We start from the raw sequence: 15,327 nt of genomic DNA on the forward strand, positions 1-15,327 counted from the left end.
CTGCCCGGCGCCCCTGGCGTCTCTCCTGCGTATCCCTCGTACGCGCCAGACTTCTGGTGCGAGTAGGGCGATACGGCTCAGGCCGAGGCGGTCCTCACCGCGGGGCGGCGGCTCGCGATGACCTTCTTCGCCAATGACCGCGGGCTGGTGAGGAAGCCGAAGCCCCAGGACATGTGCATGGTCGCCAGCGCCACCGGGATCTGAAGGCGAGCCTTCAGCGGCAGGCCCTTGCCCGCGGGCACCGAGCCGGCGACGATCGCCGCGAGGTAGCCGCCCGGAATCACCAGGCCCCAGGGCGTGAGGACAGCGCCGACGACGGTGCCCACCGCGATGGCGCAGACCGCGGTCGGCGGAGCGAGATAGCGCAGGTTGATCGAACCCTGGTGGTAGCGGGCGACCACATGGCGCCAGCGGCCGTAGTCCTTGTACTGCTTGGCGAGCGCACGGACGGAGGGACGCGGACGGTACTGGACGCGCAACTCGGGCGAGAACCAGATCTGGCCGCCCGCCTCACGGATGCGGAAGTTCAGCTCCCAGTCCTGGGCGCGGATGAACTCCACGTTGTAGCCGTCCTGCTGCTCCAGCGCCTCACGCCGGAACACCCCGAGGTAGACGGTCTCGGCAGGGCCCGCCGTACCACCGGTGTGGAAGGCCGCGTTCCCGACGCCGATCTTGGAGGTCATGGCGGCGGCGACGGCGTGCTCCCAGTCGTTCTCGCCTTCGGCGTGCATGATCCCGCCGACGTTCTGTGCGCCGGTCTCCTCCAGGAGGCGGACGGCGGTGGCGATGTAGTTCGCGGAGAGCATCCCGTGCCCGTCGACACGTACCACGATCGGGTGACGTGACGCTTTGATGGCCGCGTTCAGTGCGGCCGGCGTACGCCCGGTGGGATTGGGGACGGTACTGACGCGGGGGTCTTCTCGGACGAGCTCGGCGGCGATCTCGTCGGTGCGGTCCGTGGACGGCCCGAGGGCGATCACCACCTCCATTTCGCCGTCGTACTCCTGCTCAAGGATGTGACGGACCGAGTTGCGCAGATGCCGCTCCTCATTGAGGACCGGCATGATCACGGAGACGGGGGGCGTGGCGTTCATCGTCTGCCACGTTACCGCGAATGGGGGATACCGAAGCGCGGCGGGCGGGCCGGTGCTGTTGACCGCAGATCATATGGGCCTACGGTGTGCTGGATTCCCCCTACTGGTCCCCTCTTGCCCCTCTCGTCCCGTTGTCTCACCCTGCCCTGTCGCTCCCCCCACGGCCCGCCGTCGCCCCCTCGTCTTCAGCCCCTCGCCACCCGCGGAGGTGTCCCCCTCGTGCCCATGCCGCCCCGTTCCCCCCGTCCCCGACCTCGCCCAGGGCCCAGGCCCCGGAGCAGACGGCCGGTGATCCGACCGCGCTGGGGCCTGCGGGTGGCGACCACGCTCTCGGTCCTGGTACTGGGGTCGGGAGCTATCGGGCATGCGCTGATGACGAGCCTGGGCACCGGGATCAGCCGGGTCGATCCCTTCCGGGACATGAAGAACCGGCCCGAGGCAGGGCACGGGATGAATCTGCTCCTGGTGGGCACCGACGGCCGGGATCGGATCACCCAGGAGGAGAAGGAGAAGTACCGGCTCGGCGGCGCGCCCTGCTACTGCACCGACACGATCATGCTGGTCCATATCTCCCGCGACCGGGATCGAGCGAGTGTGGTGAGCCTGCCGCGGGACAGCTACGCCGAAGCCCCGGCCCACATCGATCGCATCAGCGGCAAGCAGCACCGGGCTCATCCGGTGAAACTCAACGCCGCGTACGCCGAGGGCGGGCCCGCGCTGACCGTGGAGACGGTCGAGCGGATGACGAAGGTGAAGATCGACCACTATCTGGAGGTCGACTTCACCAGCTTCATGAAGACGGTGGACGCGATCGGCGGGGTGGAGGTCTGTACCACCCAGCCGATGAACGACGAGTACACCGGCCTCAGCCTCACCGCCGGGGCCCATCATCTCGATGGCGGGGAAGCACTGCAGTATGTGCGCTCCCGCCATGTGGACGGGGCATCCGACCTGGGCCGGATGCAGCGTCAGCAGCGCTTTGTGGCCGCCTTGATCAAGAAGGTGACAGCAAGCGGGGTGGTCCTCAATCCGGTGAAGTTCCGCCAGGTCACCTCAGCCATGCTCAGCTCCGTACGGGCCGACAAGGGCTTCGGTACGGACGAGATGCTGGCGCTGGCCCGGGCCATGCGCGGCTTCTCGGCGGCGTCGTCGGAGTTCACCTCGGTGCCGATCGGCGCGATGGGCCCGATCAAGGGGGTCGGCTCGGCGGTGCAGTGGGACCAGGCGAAGGCCCAGAAGCTCTTCCGCATGATCCGCGAGGACAAACCGCTCGCTCTCAACCGTACGAAGAAGACGAAGGCGAAGCTGGTGGATGTCTCTCCGCAGCAGATCCGGGTGCAGGTCTACAACGGGACGCGCGAGGACGGCCTGGGACGGAAGGTGGATACGGCACTGCGTTCGACGGGTTTCGACACCACCCGTGCTCCGCTCAATGACAGCGGTGCCGAGTTGAAGCGGACGGTCGTCTCGTACGACCCCCGCTGGGATCGTTCGGCGCGCTCGCTGGCGACGGCGTTGAACGGGTGTGCGTTGCGGCCCGTGCCGGGGCAGGGTCGGACGCTGAAGGTCACGGCGGGAACGGATTTCCGGGGGGTGGTGCCGGTGCGGGCCCAGGACGTCTACCAGGGCGAGTTCGGGGCCGTCACCGGTGATCAGGTGGTCTGCTCCTGATCCGCTGGCCTCGCCGCCCCGCTCGGTGGGGGTTCTCCGGCGGATCAGTCCTCCAGGCCGTCGGCGGCGCGCTTCTCCCGTAGTTCCTTGATCGCCCGACGGCGGGCCAGCCGGTGGGTGCGCCGGATCTGGGCCTCCTGGTAGCGCCGGTTGTCCCGCTCGCTCTCCGGAATCACCGGCGGTACGGGACGGGGCTTGCCGTCCGTGTCGACGGCGGCGAAGACCAGATAGGCGGAGCCGACCTGCTGGGCGGGGGTGGATTCATTCCACCGCTCGGCCAGCACCCGCACCCCGACCTCCATCGACGATCGACCGGTCCAGTTCACCTGGGCCTTCACATGGACCAGATCGCCGACTCTGACCGGCTCCAGGAAGACCATCTCGTCCATGGAGGCGGTGACGGCAGGTCCGCCGGAGTGCCGCCCCGCGACCGCGCCCGCGGCATCGTCCACCAGCTTCATGATCACACCGCCGTGCACGGTACCGAGGAGATTGGTGTCCGAGCCGGTCATGATGTGGCTGAGAGTGGTACGGGAAGCCGAGGTGGGCTTGCCCGGAATATCCGGGTTATGGCGCTGGGCCTGCTCTGTCATGTGCTCCAGCGTAAGCGGGACGTTTCTTCACCTCGCTCACGGGCGAGCCCGCACGACGACGAGCGGAGCCGTGCCGTTCCCTCCCCGTACGCACGTTCTCCGCCGACGACCGGCGCTGGGGCGGCCTCGGCGGGCTCTCCCGCGTACACACACCAGGCGGGAGGGCTGAAGGGGCTGGAGTGAAGAAAGTGAAGATCGAGGTGGAACAGCCTGGCCGAAGGCCGGGTCAGGAGCCTTCCAAGATCACTGGTGCATTGCATCAGCTTGGCAACAGGCCCGGTTCGATTCTCCACCCACCCTGTTGGGGGCGACCCGTACCCCGGCACACTTACCGTCATGAACGATTGGCCCGAAGGATACGGACGCGGCAGCCAGGGCTCAGAGCCCGAAGGCGCTCGCGCGATGCGCCATGTGCAGCGACGACCGGTCCCGCAGCAGCAGTCGCAGGGGCATGACGACCGCCATAACCCTCCGTACGACAGCGGCTACAACACGGGCCAGGTCTATGGCTCCCCGTCCGGGCGGGCCGGTCGTCAGGGAAACCAGGGGTACCAGGGTGGCCAAGCCGGCCAGCCGGGCTACGGCAACCAGGGCGACCAGAGCGGCTACGGAGATCAGCAGGGCTACGGCAACCACGGCGCTCCGCCGCCGCCCGCCGGCCCACCGCGGGGCGCCCCGGACTGGAGGCGCAGGATAAAGATCGGCTCGCTGGTACTGGTCGGCTCGCTCCTCGTCGTCTCCATCGGCACCTACTTCTGGGCCGACTCCAAGATGAAGCGCGAGGTGGATCTCTCCAAGGTCATCGAGAGACCGAACGGCGGCGACTGCACCACCTATCTGATCGTCGGCTCCGACAGCCGTGAGGGCATGTCGTCGGAGGAGAAGAAGCGGCTGCGAACCGGTTCCGCCGCGGGCAAGCGCACCGACTCGATGATGATCCTCGCCAAGTGCTCCAGCGGGAACACCATGATCTCGCTGCCGCGTGACTCGGATGTGGAGATCCCTTCGTTCAAGGGCTCCGACTCGGGCAAGTCCTTCCCGAACACGGGCCGCCGGGTGAAGCTCAACGCGGCGTACGCCGAGGACGGCCCCGAGCTGCTGGTCCGGACGATCGAACACAACACCGGCCTGCGGATCAACCACTACGCGGAGATCGGCTTCGCCGGCTTCGCCCATATCGTCGACGCGATCGGCGGAGTGGAACTGGACATCCCCAAGGCGTTCAAGGACAAGAAGTCGGGCGCTGACTTCGCGGCCGGCAAGCAGACGCTCGACGGCGAGCAGGCGCTGGCGTTCGTACGGACCCGATACGCGTTCGGCGAGGGGGATCTCGCCCGGACGAAGAACCAGCAGAAGTTCCTCGCGGCCCTGGCCAGTCAGACGGCCACACCGGGCACGGTCCTCAATCCGTTCAAGCTCTATCCCGTGATGGGGGCCGGCCTGGACACGGTGATCGTGGACAAGGAGATGTCGCTGTGGGACCTGGGGCAGATGTTCTTCGCGATGAAGGGCGTCACGGGCGGCGACGGCAAGTCGATGAACATGCCGATCTCGGGTAGCCGTGGCGGCAACCTGGTCTGGGACAAGGCCAAGGTGAGCCAGTTGGTCAAGCAGATCGAGAACGACGAGAAGGTCACGGTGTCGGGCAACTGACGATCCGGAACCGCCTCTTGAGGACCCGCCCGAACCGGGCGGGTCTTTCCATGCGCCAGGACACCCGGCCACCAGGGCTCTCACCCGTCGGCCCATCGCACAACGGCGAAAGCCAGGACGAAGACCATGACGACGGCCCCGATGGTGACGGCGATGGCTTCCGCCCGGCTCCTCACAGCGGCTCCCGGGACTGCGCGGCACGGCGTTCTCCGGGGGCGTGGATGGACCGTGCCAGGCGCTTGGCGACGGCGGCCTTGAGCCCGGCGCACACGGCGCTGAGCAGAACCTCATCGTGGTGTGGATCGATGAACTCAAAGCTGTGGCCGCCGGAATGCCACGCGAAGAGAGTGCACGCCTCGCCCTCCACACCGGACCTACCGTTGCGGACGGGGCAGTCGGGCTGGATGACCACTAACTCAGGCTCTCCCCCATCGGACCACAACGCCCACATCTCGCCATTGCCGGGATCGTCCAACTCCCATACGAGGTCGTAGTGCCAGCCGGTCGCGTGTTCCTCCAACGGGCAACTCAGCGAAGTCTCCACATCGAGCGGATCACCGGCGGTGGGAGTGCTCTCCAGGACGAGTGCGACCAACCCCAGCGGTAGCACCGCCCGCACTCCGCAGACGCGCCGCTGGCTACCCTGCGCGTCACTGCCCGGTGCGTGATTCCCCGGCCCTGACATATCAAAGCCCCCATCGGCTCTGGGCGTTGGCTTCGGCCACGGCAGCACTCATCGCGTCGGAGTACACAGCGGGAGCGAGATCATGGGCACGGGCCTCCCACTGGCAGCCCCCGTTGAGTGGCCGAACGCGATACCTCGGCCCCACATGCCCCATCACCTGCCCCACCCGTCGGCAACCGACATCGCGCACGATGTCTCCCGGTTGCGGCGCATAGGGGTGCTCCCGCGACCCCGCCTCGGCGGCGCCTTCCCTCTGTTCGTGCGAGATGCCATTGCCGTTCATGGCCAATTACCACCCTTCACCAACGAAGTGCTAACTATGTGTAATCAAATGAGCACGATTGACTCTCGGGCTGGTGTGCCTGAGATGCGACCGTTCACCTGCGAGTAGGAGGAAAGGGACCTGGACAGAAGCGCGAATCATGAGGTCATACGCATGAGCGGGGAAGAAACCTCAGAGAACACGCGCCCGTTTCCATCTTTCTGCCGAGACGTCAGACCAGCACGCGGGGTGACACGTGGATACGGAGTAGCCCTCGGGCGCCACTCAAGCGGGCGGCCATGGTGGCCGCGAGAGCGGAGAGCCTCCCAGGTGCAGCCCGTGGGGCGCGTAGACCAGCGCCCTCAGGGGCTTCAGCCGTACGGCTCCGCGCTGGATCGTGTGGTGGTCGAACCGCACATAGGGACGGGCCGCGGGGATGTTGTCACCACGGAACGGGGTGTGCCGGTCCCTGACGTGCCGTGGTGCGGCTGTCGGCCATGGCTTGGCCCACGGCCCGAGGTCGACGACGCGCCGTTCCCACTGCGGCCCCCGGGGGCCGCCATGCCGACCAGTGGCGGGAAGCAACAGGCTCAACACCCATGTCAGGGCACGGTGGACAGCCTCACGCATACGTGGTTCAGCTCCTTCGAAGATGTTCGGCGCAGCCCCGGACAGATCGATTCGCGGTCGGCCCGTCGGGGCGCCGCACCGCCGTCTGGGGGTCCGCCCGCATCGATGCGCCCATTCACCGATCCGGACGGACCCCTCTCACCGGCTCTCAGACGTACGGGGCGACTGAGAGGCGGGAGTATTCGGGTGGGGCAGAAGCCCCGGGGAGCCAGGCCCAGGAGTCTGGACCGGACGGACCCGGCGAGGCTCGATGCCATCGCCGACCCTCCCGATCAGGGCTCAGGACTCGGGGCTCAGGGCTCAGAGGAAGTAGCGGCGGTAGGCCCCGCGCAGCCGACCCAGCAACTTCACGATGGGGCACACGCTCAAAGCCCCCACCGACTGTGCGCGTTGACCTCGGCGACGGCGGCGCTCATCGCGTCTGACTGCTCAGCGGGAACAAGGTGCTCGGGAAGGGCATCCCACTCCACACCACCGTTGAGTGGGCGGAGTTGGTAGTAGGGCCCTTCATGGCCCATGACCCGGCCGATGCGGTTCTTGTTGCTGGTGTCTCGGACTACGTCGCCGAGCTCGGGGGTGGTGGTCATCAGTCGACACCCCGCGCGAACGACTCACAGGCTGCTCGGACTTCGCCTTGGGCTGGATCAGTCCCGTGTTGGGGGTTGGGGGGATGCACGACACCTCACCTCTCAGTGGTTCACTGTGGCTGTGTGTAACCAGATCAACACAAGTGCGGCTAGACTCGCTCTACTTGCAGGAGAACGTGCAAGTTTGTTCAGCGAAAAAGGCGTTGACTTAGAGCAGAGAACCTGAGGTCAAAGGATGAGTAGCGAAGAGCCGTCGGAGAACTTGCATCCACTTCAGTCTTTTGGGCTGGACATCAAACAGGTGCGCAAAGCACACAAAATGACCTTGCGTGGTCTTGGGCACGCAACGGGATACTCAGAAGGCCACGTATCGAAAGTAGAAGCGGGCAAGGTGATCCCGAGCGAGAGGTTCGCGGTCGGTGCCGACAGAGCACTAGGCACGGGCTCACTGTTCGTTCGCCGGCTTCGGCGCATCCTCGCGGGCGACCATCCGAACTGGTTTCAGCCCTACGTGGACCTCGAACAGCGAGCAACGAGGATCTACGACTTCTCAGTTGCTTTCACTATGGGCATGCTGCAGACAGAGGCATACGCGCGCGCCACCTTCCGCGCCGGAGTACCACGGGAGGGCTGCGACGTAGTCGAAAGCAGAGTTGCTGCGCGCATTCGACGTCACGAGGTGCTGGAGCAAGCGTCACCCCCGATGCTCTGGGTGGTGCTCCATGAAGCTTGTCTTCGCACAGCAGTCGGCGGTTCCGGTGTCATGGCAGAACAGCTTGAGCATCTAGTTCGGGAGGCAGCCTCGCCGAGTGTCACGCTTCAGGTGCTGCCCTTCACTGGGGGTGCGCCAGCTCACGATCTGCCATTCACCCTGCTTGAGTTTGACGACGCCCCCACTTTGGTTCACGCCGAAGGGCCTCAGGGAGGGCGGCTGTATGACAACGCCAAAACAGTGGCTAGCGCCTCCGATATCTACGATCGTTTGCGGGCCGAAGCTCTGGCGCCCGCAGACTCACTTGCCCACATCGAGAGAATCGCCAAGGAGCATCTGTATGAGCAACGACGTGGCATGGGTCAAATCCAGCTACAGCGGCCCGAGCGGCGGCCAGTGCGTCGAGTGGGCCCCCGCGTACGCGTCAGCACACGGCGTCGTCCCCGTACGTGACAGCAAAGCTATAGATGGCCCAACTGTGGCTGTCTCCGGGCCCGCCTGGGCCTCATTCGTTGAAGCCCTCAACGACGGCAAGCTCCACGCCTAGCGCACCACAACGCCCTATCTCCGAGACGACAAGGAGCTAGAGAGCCGTGAAAGAGAAAGATCCAGCAAGCACGCAGTGGCGAAAATCCAGCTACAGCGGACCCGACGGCGGCCAGTGTGTCGAGTGGGCCCCCGCGTACGCATCGATCCAGGACTTCATCCCCGTACGGGACAGCAAGGCGATAGACGGCCCAACTGTGGTCGTCTCACTGCCCGCCTGGGCCTCGTTCGTCAGCGCCGTCCGAGGTGGGCAGTTCCCCAAGGCCTAGGCCCGAAGCAATGAAACGCACAGAGGCGGCCCCGTCGGGAGGATGATCCGGACGGGGCCCATCGCGTTTTGATCGGTAGGAGAAGCACCCTGCACCGGCCAGGCGGTTTCCTGTTCCGTCAACGGTGATCGCTTGACCCGCGTACCTCAGCCTCGGGAGCATCGAGCCAAATGGAACTGATCAAGAAGGCCATCCGTGACAACCTCATCTAGGGCCCTCGGCGACCTCTTCGACACGTTCGACCGTGAGGCGTTCCGGCTGGAAACCCTGGACGACTACAGCAAGTCCGGGAATGTCGACGCCTACCACGCGTTCCTGGCCGGGGAGCCACAGCCGGACGGCTACAACGCGGGCTGGGTCGAAGAACTCCGCTCACACACCGACCAGGGGAAACGGGTCTACCGGGTTCACATTCTGCGCCGCCCGCTCACCGACTATCTGAAGTTCGAACTCGGGTGGGGGTACCGCAAGAACATGACCGGGGGTGAGGAGTTCTTCATCCTCGACGTCACCGACAAAGCCAACCCCTCGGAGGGGGTTCCGGACTTCTGGGTCTTCGACTCCGATTCCGTGGCTGTGATGAACTACGACGGAACCGGGCGGTATCTGGGATCGGAAGTGCTGCCACCCGAACGAACGGCGGAATTCACGCGGCACCGTGACGCTGTACTCGCGCATGCTGAACCATTCGCCGAATGGTGGGCCAAGTACGGGGCGTGAACAGAGGGCAGCTGGGGGCCGCGCTGCGGGTGCATCCGGCAACGAAGCCAAAGCGGTAGCCCGCAGGGCCCTCATTGGGTGCCTTCCCAGGATTCCCCCATGATCACCTGCCGGTCTTCACTGATCAGACCGCTGTGGCGTCTGCCACCGGTCCTACGGGGCTCCAGCGGCCCCCTTGACGCCCCTGCGGTGCAGGGATGACGCTCGTGCAAGTTGGCGTAAGCCACTCGACACCGGAGGCAGTCATGGCACTACGGTTCATCGGGATTGATCCAGACACCGGGCAGCAGGGCTCCGCCACCGTATGGGGAAGCTAGAGGCGGAGTGCGCGGCGTTCGAGGCCCCCGGGCACACTCCGGGCATCCCGCCGCACGAAGCCGTAATTCGGATTCCGGCCCGTATGGTGCCGATGCTCAGGAAGGCGGGCGATGTCGCAGAACGAGCCGGGCTTTAACGAACTGCTGGCCGCAGCCAAGCACTCGGCTGTGCACCTGGAGCTGCGCGACTCGTACGGCGTGGGTGATGAGGCCGAGGACTTCGAGACCTGGAAGCGTACGGGCCAGCGCGACATCGACCCGGCGTCCACCTACTGGACGCCGTGGGTTGATTTGATTCGCAGCACCGTGGCCCGAGGAGTGATCGTCCGGCGTGCCCGCGTCGTATCGGAACCGGTAACGGATTACATCCGGTACGAGCACGCCGGCACTGTGGTCAACCTTCAGGCCGGGGAGCAGGTTCGCTGGCTGCCCAGGCGGCAGGCTTCGGACATCGCGCTTCCCGGAAACGACTGCTGGGTGTTCGACAGAGAGATCGTGCTCTTCAACCACTTCTCCGGTGATGGGAACTGGTCCGAGCCTGGCTGGGAGGTTCGTTCCGAGCCCGCTGTGGCACGGCTGGCCTCGGCTGCGTTCGAGGCAGTCTGGGAGCGCGGCATCCCGCACGAGAAGTTCACGGTCTGACTGACGGAAATTGAAGAGCCCACTCATGTCTGCGTCCCCCTCGTCCAGCGCCCAGGCAGCACGGGCAGCCGTGGCCACCCGTCTCCAAGGGCTCATGAAAGACGCTGGGCTCTCAGGACATGACCTGGCCGTCCTGTGCGGCTGGCACAGGGCCAAGTCGTCCAGGATCGCCCGAGGCATTTCCTGGCCGTCAGACGCAGATATCCGCGCATGGTGCGCGGCCTGTGGCGCCGCCGACCAGGCGGCCGACATAATCGCTGCCTCCCGAAACGCAGAGTCCATGTACGTCGAGTGGAAGCAGATCCACCGCGACGGCATGCGCCGCATCCACGAGAAGACAACCCCGCTCTACCAGCGGACACGCTCATTTCGCGTCTACGCGTCGAACGTCGTGCCCGGAATGCTCCAGATCGCCGGGTACACGACAGGTCTCCTCAAGGCCATCACTGCCTTCCAGGGCACCCCAGACGACGTAGCCGACGCCGTGAGGGCACGGCAGTCCCGCTCCCGCGTACTCCGGGAGGGTGACCACCGCTTCGCGATCCTCCTCGAAGAGACGGTTCTCTACTACCGCGTCGCGGACGACGCACCGATGCGCGGACAGCTTGAGTACCTGCTCACGGTCATGGGTCAGCCGAACGTGTCCCTCGGGATCATCCCCGCCCGCGCCCGCCGGACCGTCTGGCCCCTCGAAGCCTTCTACGCCTTTGACGACCAACAGGTAGCCGTCGAGACCCTGACAGCGGAGATCAACCTGACTGCGCCCGGGGAGATCGGAACCTACCTCCGTGCCTTCACGGACCTCTCCCGAATCGCTGCTCTTGGAGTGCCGGCCCGCGACCTCATCACCAAGGCCATCACCGCGCTTGGGTGAATCCGTGCAACAGCATGCAACAACGTGGATGCCTGCCCAGGGCCTTCCCTAACGTCGTCCGTACACCCGGCGAAGCGGAGAGGTGCGATCATGGCAAGGACCAAGAAGGAAGAGGCCCCGGAGTACGACTGGGACTCTTGGGAGTACGTGACCTACGCACCGGGACACAAGTGCTCCGCCCACATGCGCACGGTCAAGCCGCTCGAAGTCGTCGTCCGGGGAGTCATCGAACGCGCGTCGGGTGTGCCCGCTGTCGTCTACCGGCACGACAAGTGCCCGAAGAACGAAGCATCGGCCGCCGACATCCGCGCCTGGTGCAAAGCGTGCGGAGCAGAGGACCAGACAGACGACCTGATCGCGGCAAATATCCAGGCCGATCAGATGTATGTCCACTGGCAAAAGCTGCACCGGCACGGCATGCGCCGGGCGCAGGAGGAGGTTGGCCCTCTCTACGAGCAGACCCGCCACTTCCGCGTGTACTGCTCGAACGTGGTGCCGGGCATGCTTCAGACCGAGGCGTACGCGGCAGCTCTGCTATCGACCATCGCCGCCTTTCAAGGCACCCCTGACGACTCGCAGACGGCGGCAGCATCCCGAATCGAGCGCTCACGCGTGCTCCATGACGGCAACCGCCGCTTCGCTCTCCTGTTGGAAGAAACGGTGCTCCGCTATCGCATTGGCGACGCTCCCGCCATGGCTGGACAGCTCGGCTACCTACTGGCCGTCATGGCGCTTCCGAACGTGAGCCTCGGGGTAATCCCTTTCACGGCCCAGCGGCTTGTCTGGCCCTTGGAAGCCTTCTATCTCTTCGACGGCCGCCAAGCGAGCGTGGAGATACTCACGGCGGCAGTGAACGTCACGGCGCCCAGCGAGGTCGCCACGTACGCCAGGGCGTTCTCCGAGCTGTCCAAGCTCGCTGTCTACGGCGCACCCGCCCGGGCTCTGATCTCTAATGCGATCACGTCCCTCGGCTAGTTCGCGTGCAAGCTCGTGCAAGACCGTGGCCCGCTCCGTTCCCCGCTTTCTAGGGTCATTCCATCGGCCTCGGAAGCGATCGAGAGGGCGCGGCGCAATGACGATGGAACCGGATCGGTGGCACGAACCAACGGTGACGCTGCCTACGCGGAAGGAACCCCCCTCGCCCCGGCCGGTGGCCGGTTGCCCCGAGTGCGCGCGGCTGGGCCAGCTCCGGAAGGCCGCTGCGATGGAGCGGGACAGCAGCACGATCGCTGACTGCAACATCCTGCTGCGGACCCACAGGACCGGCCACTGATGGACATGCAGACCTGGAGAGACGGCCGAACACGAGCCACTGATGCCGCCGAGTCCATACGGGTCGCCTTGACCACCCTCGGCATTCCCGAAGCGGCATGGAGGGGCATACGCCCCACGGTCACCTACAACGGTCTCCCGTACGTGCACCTGGGGATGCTCCCCGCCGCCGTGGTGGAGCAGATTGCCGAGGCCATGAGGGCCACCGAGGCTTCCGCCCGCTGAAGGCGGGAGACGGCCTCACCAGGCCGTCAAGCAGAACAGGAGGTGCAGGCATGACCGACCCCCGCGACAAGACCGAGGGTGGCGGCGAGAAGTTACCGCCCCCGCCCGCCGCGTAACCAGTTCCCCAACCGTCGAGAGAGAGGGAATCTCACTGTGACGACCATGCTGGAATCTCCCATCCCCCTACGGCACGGGCGGGACCTCATCAGTCCCGAGCTGTTCGAGAAGGTGTCGGATTTCTGCGCGGAGGAGTACGGACACGAGTTGTCCACGGCCCGCCGGATCGTGGACCAGGCCCTTGCCTTCCTGAAGGTCATGGGCGACACCCGGGCGTTCGACATGGCCCCGTCCGATGCCGTTGACCCCGGCTGGCACTCGTTCGTACTCCACACCCAGGCATACGCCGCCTGGTGCGACGAGCAGTTCGGGTTCTTCCTCGGCCACGAGCCCAAGGCCACCGTCCGCACCCGGCCGCTGATCGGTTCCGTGGTGGACCGCGTCAGGGCCGCCGGGTTCCACGTCGACGACCGGCTGTGGGGTTCGGCGAAGGACTGCAACCCGCCCGCGTGCTGCGGTGACGGCGGCTGCTGATCCACCCTCACCGAACGGAAGCGGTCCGGGCGTGGCTAAGGCGCCCGGACCGCCACAGCCAAGGGTTCCCAAGATGAGCAGCAATGACGAGGGCCTGACCGGACGGGGTCGGGTCACGGTGTTCGCGATGTTCGGCACGGTCTTCGGCTACGCCAACCACCATCTTGACGAACGGCGGATCGGGGACGTGGCCGTGATCGGACCCCTCACACCTGGTGTCGAGTGGCCACGGCTGTGGCAGATGGCCCGTAGCTGTGGCAGACCCGCGGCCAGGGACACCGAACTCGCACAGTGGATTCTGATCCAGGCGACCCGGGCATTCCTCTGCGGCAGCGACCGTATCGCCCAGTTCCGTGAACAGGGCTGGAAGCTGGAGCCCGGTGGGAAACGCGCCAGCTTCGAAACCACCTACGCCAACCGAGACCACCTGTGGACCGGCAACCTGACCGTGGACGGTCTCAGCCCTGGCCAGGTAGCCGAGCGCCCTTCGCGCTACCGAGCCTGAGGGCTGTCCCGAACAACCCTGCCCGCTGGCGTAGTCGAAGCAACGAAAGAGGCCCCGGCCGATCGGGCGAACACCAGGGGCCTTGTCGTTTGTGCAGATCAGAACCGGGTTCCAGCCCAGTGTCCGCCCAGGATTTCCCCAGCATGACGCCCAGGAGGGGCCCGGGGCAGGCCCGAGCGGACCAGAAGCCGATCGCCGCACCCCGGTCATCGGAGAAGGCAGCCGCCCTGCGAAGAACCGCTACTTCGGCAGGTTCCTCGCCATCACGATCCGCTGGACCTGGTTCGTACCCTCGTAGATCTGGGTGATCTTGGCGTCGCGCATCATGCGTTCCACCGGGTAGTCGCGGGTGTAGCCGTAGCCGCCGAGGAGTTGGACGGCGTCGGTGGTGATCTCCATCGCGGCGTCCGACGCGTAGCACTTCGCGGCGGCGCCGAAGAAGGTCAGGTCGCTGTCCACCCGCTCGGACTTGGCTGCCGCCGCGTAGGTGAGTTGGCGGGCCGCCTCCAGCTTCATGGCCATGTCGGCGAGCATGAACTGGACGCCCTGGAACTCGGCGATCGGCTTGCCGAACTGCTTGCGCTCCTGGACATAGCCCTTGGCGTAGTCGAGGGCACCCTGGGCGATGCCGAGGGCCTGGGCGGCGATGGTGACGCGGGTGTGGTCCAGGGTCTGCATGGCGGTGGCGAAGCCCGTGCCCTCGGCGCCGATCATGCGGTCGGCGGGGATGCGGACGTTGTCGAGGTAGACCTCGCGGGTCGGGGAGCCCTTGATGCCGAGCTTCTTCTCGGGGGCGCCGAAGGAGACTCCGGGATCCGACTTCTCGACGACGAAGGCGGAGATCCCCTTGGAGCGCTTGCCGGGGTCGGTGACCGCCATCACCGTGTAGTACTCGGAGACTCCGGCGTTGGTGATCCAGCGCTTCACTCCGTTGAGGACATAGGAGTCTCCGTCGCGTACGGCCCTGGTCTTCATCCCGGCCGCGTCGGAGCCCGCGTCGGGCTCGGAGAGGCAGTACGAGAACATCGCGTCACCCTTGGCGAGCGGTCCCAGGTACTTCGTCTTGAGCTCTTCCGATCCGGAGAGGATCAAGGGGAGGGAGCCGAGCTTGTTGACGGCGGGGATCAGGGAGGAGGAGGCGCAGACACGGGCCACCTCCTCGATGACGATGACGGTGGCGAGCGCGTCGGCGCCGGTGCCTCCGTACTGCTCGGGGACGTGTACCGCGTGGAGGTCGCTGGCGGTGAGGGCGTCCAGGGCTTCCTGGGGGAAGCGGGCCTCTTCGTCAACGGCGGCGGCGTGCGGGCCGATCTTGGCTTCGGCGAGCGAGCGGACGGCGTCCCGGAGCATGTCGTGCTCTTCAGACGGGCGGTACAGGTCGAACTCTGAGCTCCCGGTCGATTTGGCCATGTCTCTCACTCCCCAAAGAAAGCTAACTACCGTTAAGTAACCTATTTTAGTGGTGTCCCCCTCAGGGGC

Annotated in this window: 18 protein-coding genes and 3 pseudogenes; 14 read left to right on the forward strand and 7 right to left on the reverse strand. The window is 66.1% G+C overall.

Features of this window, described 5'->3' with window-relative positions; all coding sequences use genetic code 11:
- Positions 1–77: 77 nt before the first annotated feature.
- Complete coding sequence (locus NBG84_RS17560) at positions 78–1,094, reverse strand: glycosyltransferase family 2 protein (protein WP_250920421.1); 1,017 nt, start codon at positions 1,092–1,094, stop codon at positions 78–80.
- A gap of 219 nt (positions 1,095–1,313) precedes the next feature.
- Between NBG84_RS17560 and NBG84_RS17565 the strand changes: the two genes are divergently transcribed.
- Positions 1,314–2,765, forward strand: a complete 1,452-nt coding sequence (locus NBG84_RS17565; protein WP_486679376.1) for an LCP family protein — start codon at positions 1,314–1,316, stop codon at positions 2,763–2,765.
- A gap of 44 nt (positions 2,766–2,809) precedes the next feature.
- Here the strand turns inward: NBG84_RS17565 and NBG84_RS17570 are convergent, their stop codons facing one another.
- Positions 2,810–3,358, reverse strand: a complete 549-nt coding sequence (locus tag NBG84_RS17570) for an acyl-CoA thioesterase (protein ID WP_250920422.1) — start codon at positions 3,356–3,358, stop codon at positions 2,810–2,812.
- A gap of 336 nt (positions 3,359–3,694) precedes the next feature.
- Here NBG84_RS17570 and NBG84_RS17575 point away from each other — a divergent pair, with 336 nt between their 5' ends.
- Positions 3,695–5,011, forward strand: a complete 1,317-nt coding sequence (locus NBG84_RS17575; RefSeq protein WP_250920423.1) for an LCP family protein — start codon at positions 3,695–3,697, stop codon at positions 5,009–5,011.
- Positions 5,012–5,183: 172 nt separating this feature from the next.
- Here NBG84_RS17575 and NBG84_RS17580 read toward each other — a convergent pair whose 3' ends face one another.
- The 4 genes from NBG84_RS17580 to NBG84_RS17595 all read right to left on the reverse strand — a co-directional run bounded on the left by NBG84_RS17580 (position 5,184) and on the right by NBG84_RS17595 (position 7,175).
- On the reverse strand, positions 5,184–5,696 hold the full coding sequence (locus NBG84_RS17580; protein WP_250920424.1) for a hypothetical protein: 513 nt from the start codon (positions 5,694–5,696) through the stop codon (positions 5,184–5,186).
- 1 nt (position 5,697) lies between these two features.
- Positions 5,698–5,979, reverse strand: coding sequence for a hypothetical protein (locus NBG84_RS17585; RefSeq protein WP_250920425.1), 282 nt, complete (start codon positions 5,977–5,979; stop codon positions 5,698–5,700).
- Between the two features lie 264 nt (positions 5,980–6,243).
- Positions 6,244–6,588, reverse strand: a complete 345-nt coding sequence (locus NBG84_RS17590; RefSeq protein ID WP_250920426.1) for a hypothetical protein — start codon at positions 6,586–6,588, stop codon at positions 6,244–6,246.
- Positions 6,589–6,953: 365 nt separating this feature from the next.
- On the reverse strand, positions 6,954–7,175 hold the full coding sequence (locus tag NBG84_RS17595) for a hypothetical protein (RefSeq protein ID WP_250920427.1): 222 nt from the start codon (positions 7,173–7,175) through the stop codon (positions 6,954–6,956).
- A 235-nt stretch (positions 7,176–7,410) separates the two neighbouring features.
- On the opposite strand from NBG84_RS17595, the pseudogene NBG84_RS17600 reads away from it, so the two are divergent.
- From NBG84_RS17600 to NBG84_RS17650, 12 genes and pseudogenes are all read left to right on the forward strand, one after another.
- Positions 7,411–8,148: pseudogene (locus tag NBG84_RS17600) on the forward strand (helix-turn-helix domain-containing protein); the annotation flags it as partial.
- 79 nt (positions 8,149–8,227) lie between these two features.
- Complete coding sequence (locus NBG84_RS41130) at positions 8,228–8,434, forward strand: DUF397 domain-containing protein (protein ID WP_308312073.1); 207 nt, start codon at positions 8,228–8,230, stop codon at positions 8,432–8,434.
- Positions 8,435–8,480: 46 nt separating this feature from the next.
- Complete coding sequence (locus NBG84_RS17610) at positions 8,481–8,702, forward strand: DUF397 domain-containing protein (RefSeq protein ID WP_250920429.1); 222 nt, start codon at positions 8,481–8,483, stop codon at positions 8,700–8,702.
- Positions 8,703–8,897: 195 nt separating this feature from the next.
- Entirely contained in the window at positions 8,898–9,422 is a 525-nt protein-coding gene (locus NBG84_RS17615) for a DUF6879 family protein (RefSeq protein ID WP_250920430.1), read from the forward strand.
- A gap of 245 nt (positions 9,423–9,667) precedes the next feature.
- Positions 9,668–9,876, forward strand: a pseudogene (locus tag NBG84_RS17620) (hypothetical protein).
- Complete coding sequence (locus NBG84_RS17625; RefSeq protein ID WP_250920431.1) at positions 9,851–10,381, forward strand: DUF6879 family protein; 531 nt, start codon at positions 9,851–9,853, stop codon at positions 10,379–10,381. Before NBG84_RS17620 ends, NBG84_RS17625 begins: the two are co-directional and overlap by 26 nt.
- Before the next feature lie 25 nt (positions 10,382–10,406).
- Positions 10,407–10,610, forward strand: a pseudogene (locus tag NBG84_RS41135) (helix-turn-helix domain-containing protein); the annotation flags it as partial.
- A gap of 51 nt (positions 10,611–10,661) precedes the next feature.
- Positions 10,662–11,255 (forward strand): DUF5753 domain-containing protein, encoded by a 594-nt coding sequence (locus NBG84_RS17630; RefSeq protein ID WP_308312080.1) that lies wholly within the window; start codon positions 10,662–10,664, stop codon positions 11,253–11,255.
- A 90-nt stretch (positions 11,256–11,345) separates the two neighbouring features.
- On the forward strand, positions 11,346–12,230 hold the full coding sequence (locus tag NBG84_RS17635; protein ID WP_250920433.1) for a DUF5753 domain-containing protein: 885 nt from the start codon (positions 11,346–11,348) through the stop codon (positions 12,228–12,230).
- Positions 12,231–12,533: 303 nt separating this feature from the next.
- Positions 12,534–12,752 (forward strand): hypothetical protein, encoded by a 219-nt coding sequence (locus NBG84_RS17640; RefSeq protein ID WP_250920434.1) that lies wholly within the window; start codon positions 12,534–12,536, stop codon positions 12,750–12,752.
- 162 nt (positions 12,753–12,914) lie between these two features.
- A complete protein-coding gene (locus NBG84_RS17645; RefSeq protein WP_250920435.1) occupies positions 12,915–13,343 on the forward strand; it encodes a glycine-rich domain-containing protein in 429 nt (142 codons plus the stop codon).
- 73 nt (positions 13,344–13,416) lie between these two features.
- Positions 13,417–13,848, forward strand: a complete 432-nt coding sequence (locus NBG84_RS17650) for a hypothetical protein (protein WP_250920436.1) — start codon at positions 13,417–13,419, stop codon at positions 13,846–13,848.
- A gap of 240 nt (positions 13,849–14,088) precedes the next feature.
- On the opposite strand, the gene NBG84_RS17655 is transcribed toward NBG84_RS17650, so the two are convergent.
- Positions 14,089–15,258 (reverse strand): acyl-CoA dehydrogenase family protein, encoded by a 1,170-nt coding sequence (locus NBG84_RS17655; protein WP_250920437.1) that lies wholly within the window; start codon positions 15,256–15,258, stop codon positions 14,089–14,091.
- Positions 15,259–15,327: the final 69 nt, after the last annotated feature.

Source organism: Streptomyces albipurpureus, assembly GCF_023701525.1.
In the GTDB taxonomy this organism is placed as follows: Bacteria; Actinomycetota; Actinomycetes; order Streptomycetales; family Streptomycetaceae; genus Streptomyces; species Streptomyces albipurpureus.

Bases quoted from the DNA above. Each gene is read 5' to 3' on its own strand.
- NBG84_RS17560 (WP_250920421.1), bottom strand. From the start codon at position 1,094: ATGAACGCCACGCCCCCCGTCTCCGTGATCATGCCGGTCCTCAATGAG.
- NBG84_RS17570 (WP_250920422.1), bottom strand. From the start codon at position 3,358: ATGACAGAGCAGGCCCAGCGCCATAACCCGGATATTCCGGGCAAGCCC.
- NBG84_RS17575 (WP_250920423.1), top strand. From the start codon at position 3,695: ATGAACGATTGGCCCGAAGGATACGGACGCGGCAGCCAGGGCTCAGAG.
- NBG84_RS17580 (WP_250920424.1), bottom strand. From the start codon at position 5,696: ATGTCAGGGCCGGGGAATCACGCACCGGGCAGTGACGCGCAGGGTAGC.
- NBG84_RS17585 (WP_250920425.1), bottom strand. From the start codon at position 5,979: ATGAACGGCAATGGCATCTCGCACGAACAGAGGGAAGGCGCCGCCGAG.
- NBG84_RS17590 (WP_250920426.1), bottom strand. From the start codon at position 6,588: ATGCGTGAGGCTGTCCACCGTGCCCTGACATGGGTGTTGAGCCTGTTG.
- NBG84_RS17595 (WP_250920427.1), bottom strand. From the start codon at position 7,175: ATGACCACCACCCCCGAGCTCGGCGACGTAGTCCGAGACACCAGCAAC.
- NBG84_RS41130 (WP_308312073.1), top strand. From the start codon at position 8,228: ATGAGCAACGACGTGGCATGGGTCAAATCCAGCTACAGCGGCCCGAGC.
- NBG84_RS17625 (WP_250920431.1), top strand. From the start codon at position 9,851: ATGTCGCAGAACGAGCCGGGCTTTAACGAACTGCTGGCCGCAGCCAAG.
- NBG84_RS17630 (WP_308312080.1), top strand. From the start codon at position 10,662: ATGTACGTCGAGTGGAAGCAGATCCACCGCGACGGCATGCGCCGCATC.
- NBG84_RS17635 (WP_250920433.1), top strand. From the start codon at position 11,346: ATGGCAAGGACCAAGAAGGAAGAGGCCCCGGAGTACGACTGGGACTCT.
- NBG84_RS17640 (WP_250920434.1), top strand. From the start codon at position 12,534: ATGCAGACCTGGAGAGACGGCCGAACACGAGCCACTGATGCCGCCGAG.
- NBG84_RS17645 (WP_250920435.1), top strand. From the start codon at position 12,915: ATGCTGGAATCTCCCATCCCCCTACGGCACGGGCGGGACCTCATCAGT.
- NBG84_RS17650 (WP_250920436.1), top strand. From the start codon at position 13,417: ATGAGCAGCAATGACGAGGGCCTGACCGGACGGGGTCGGGTCACGGTG.
- NBG84_RS17655 (WP_250920437.1), bottom strand. From the start codon at position 15,258: ATGGCCAAATCGACCGGGAGCTCAGAGTTCGACCTGTACCGCCCGTCT.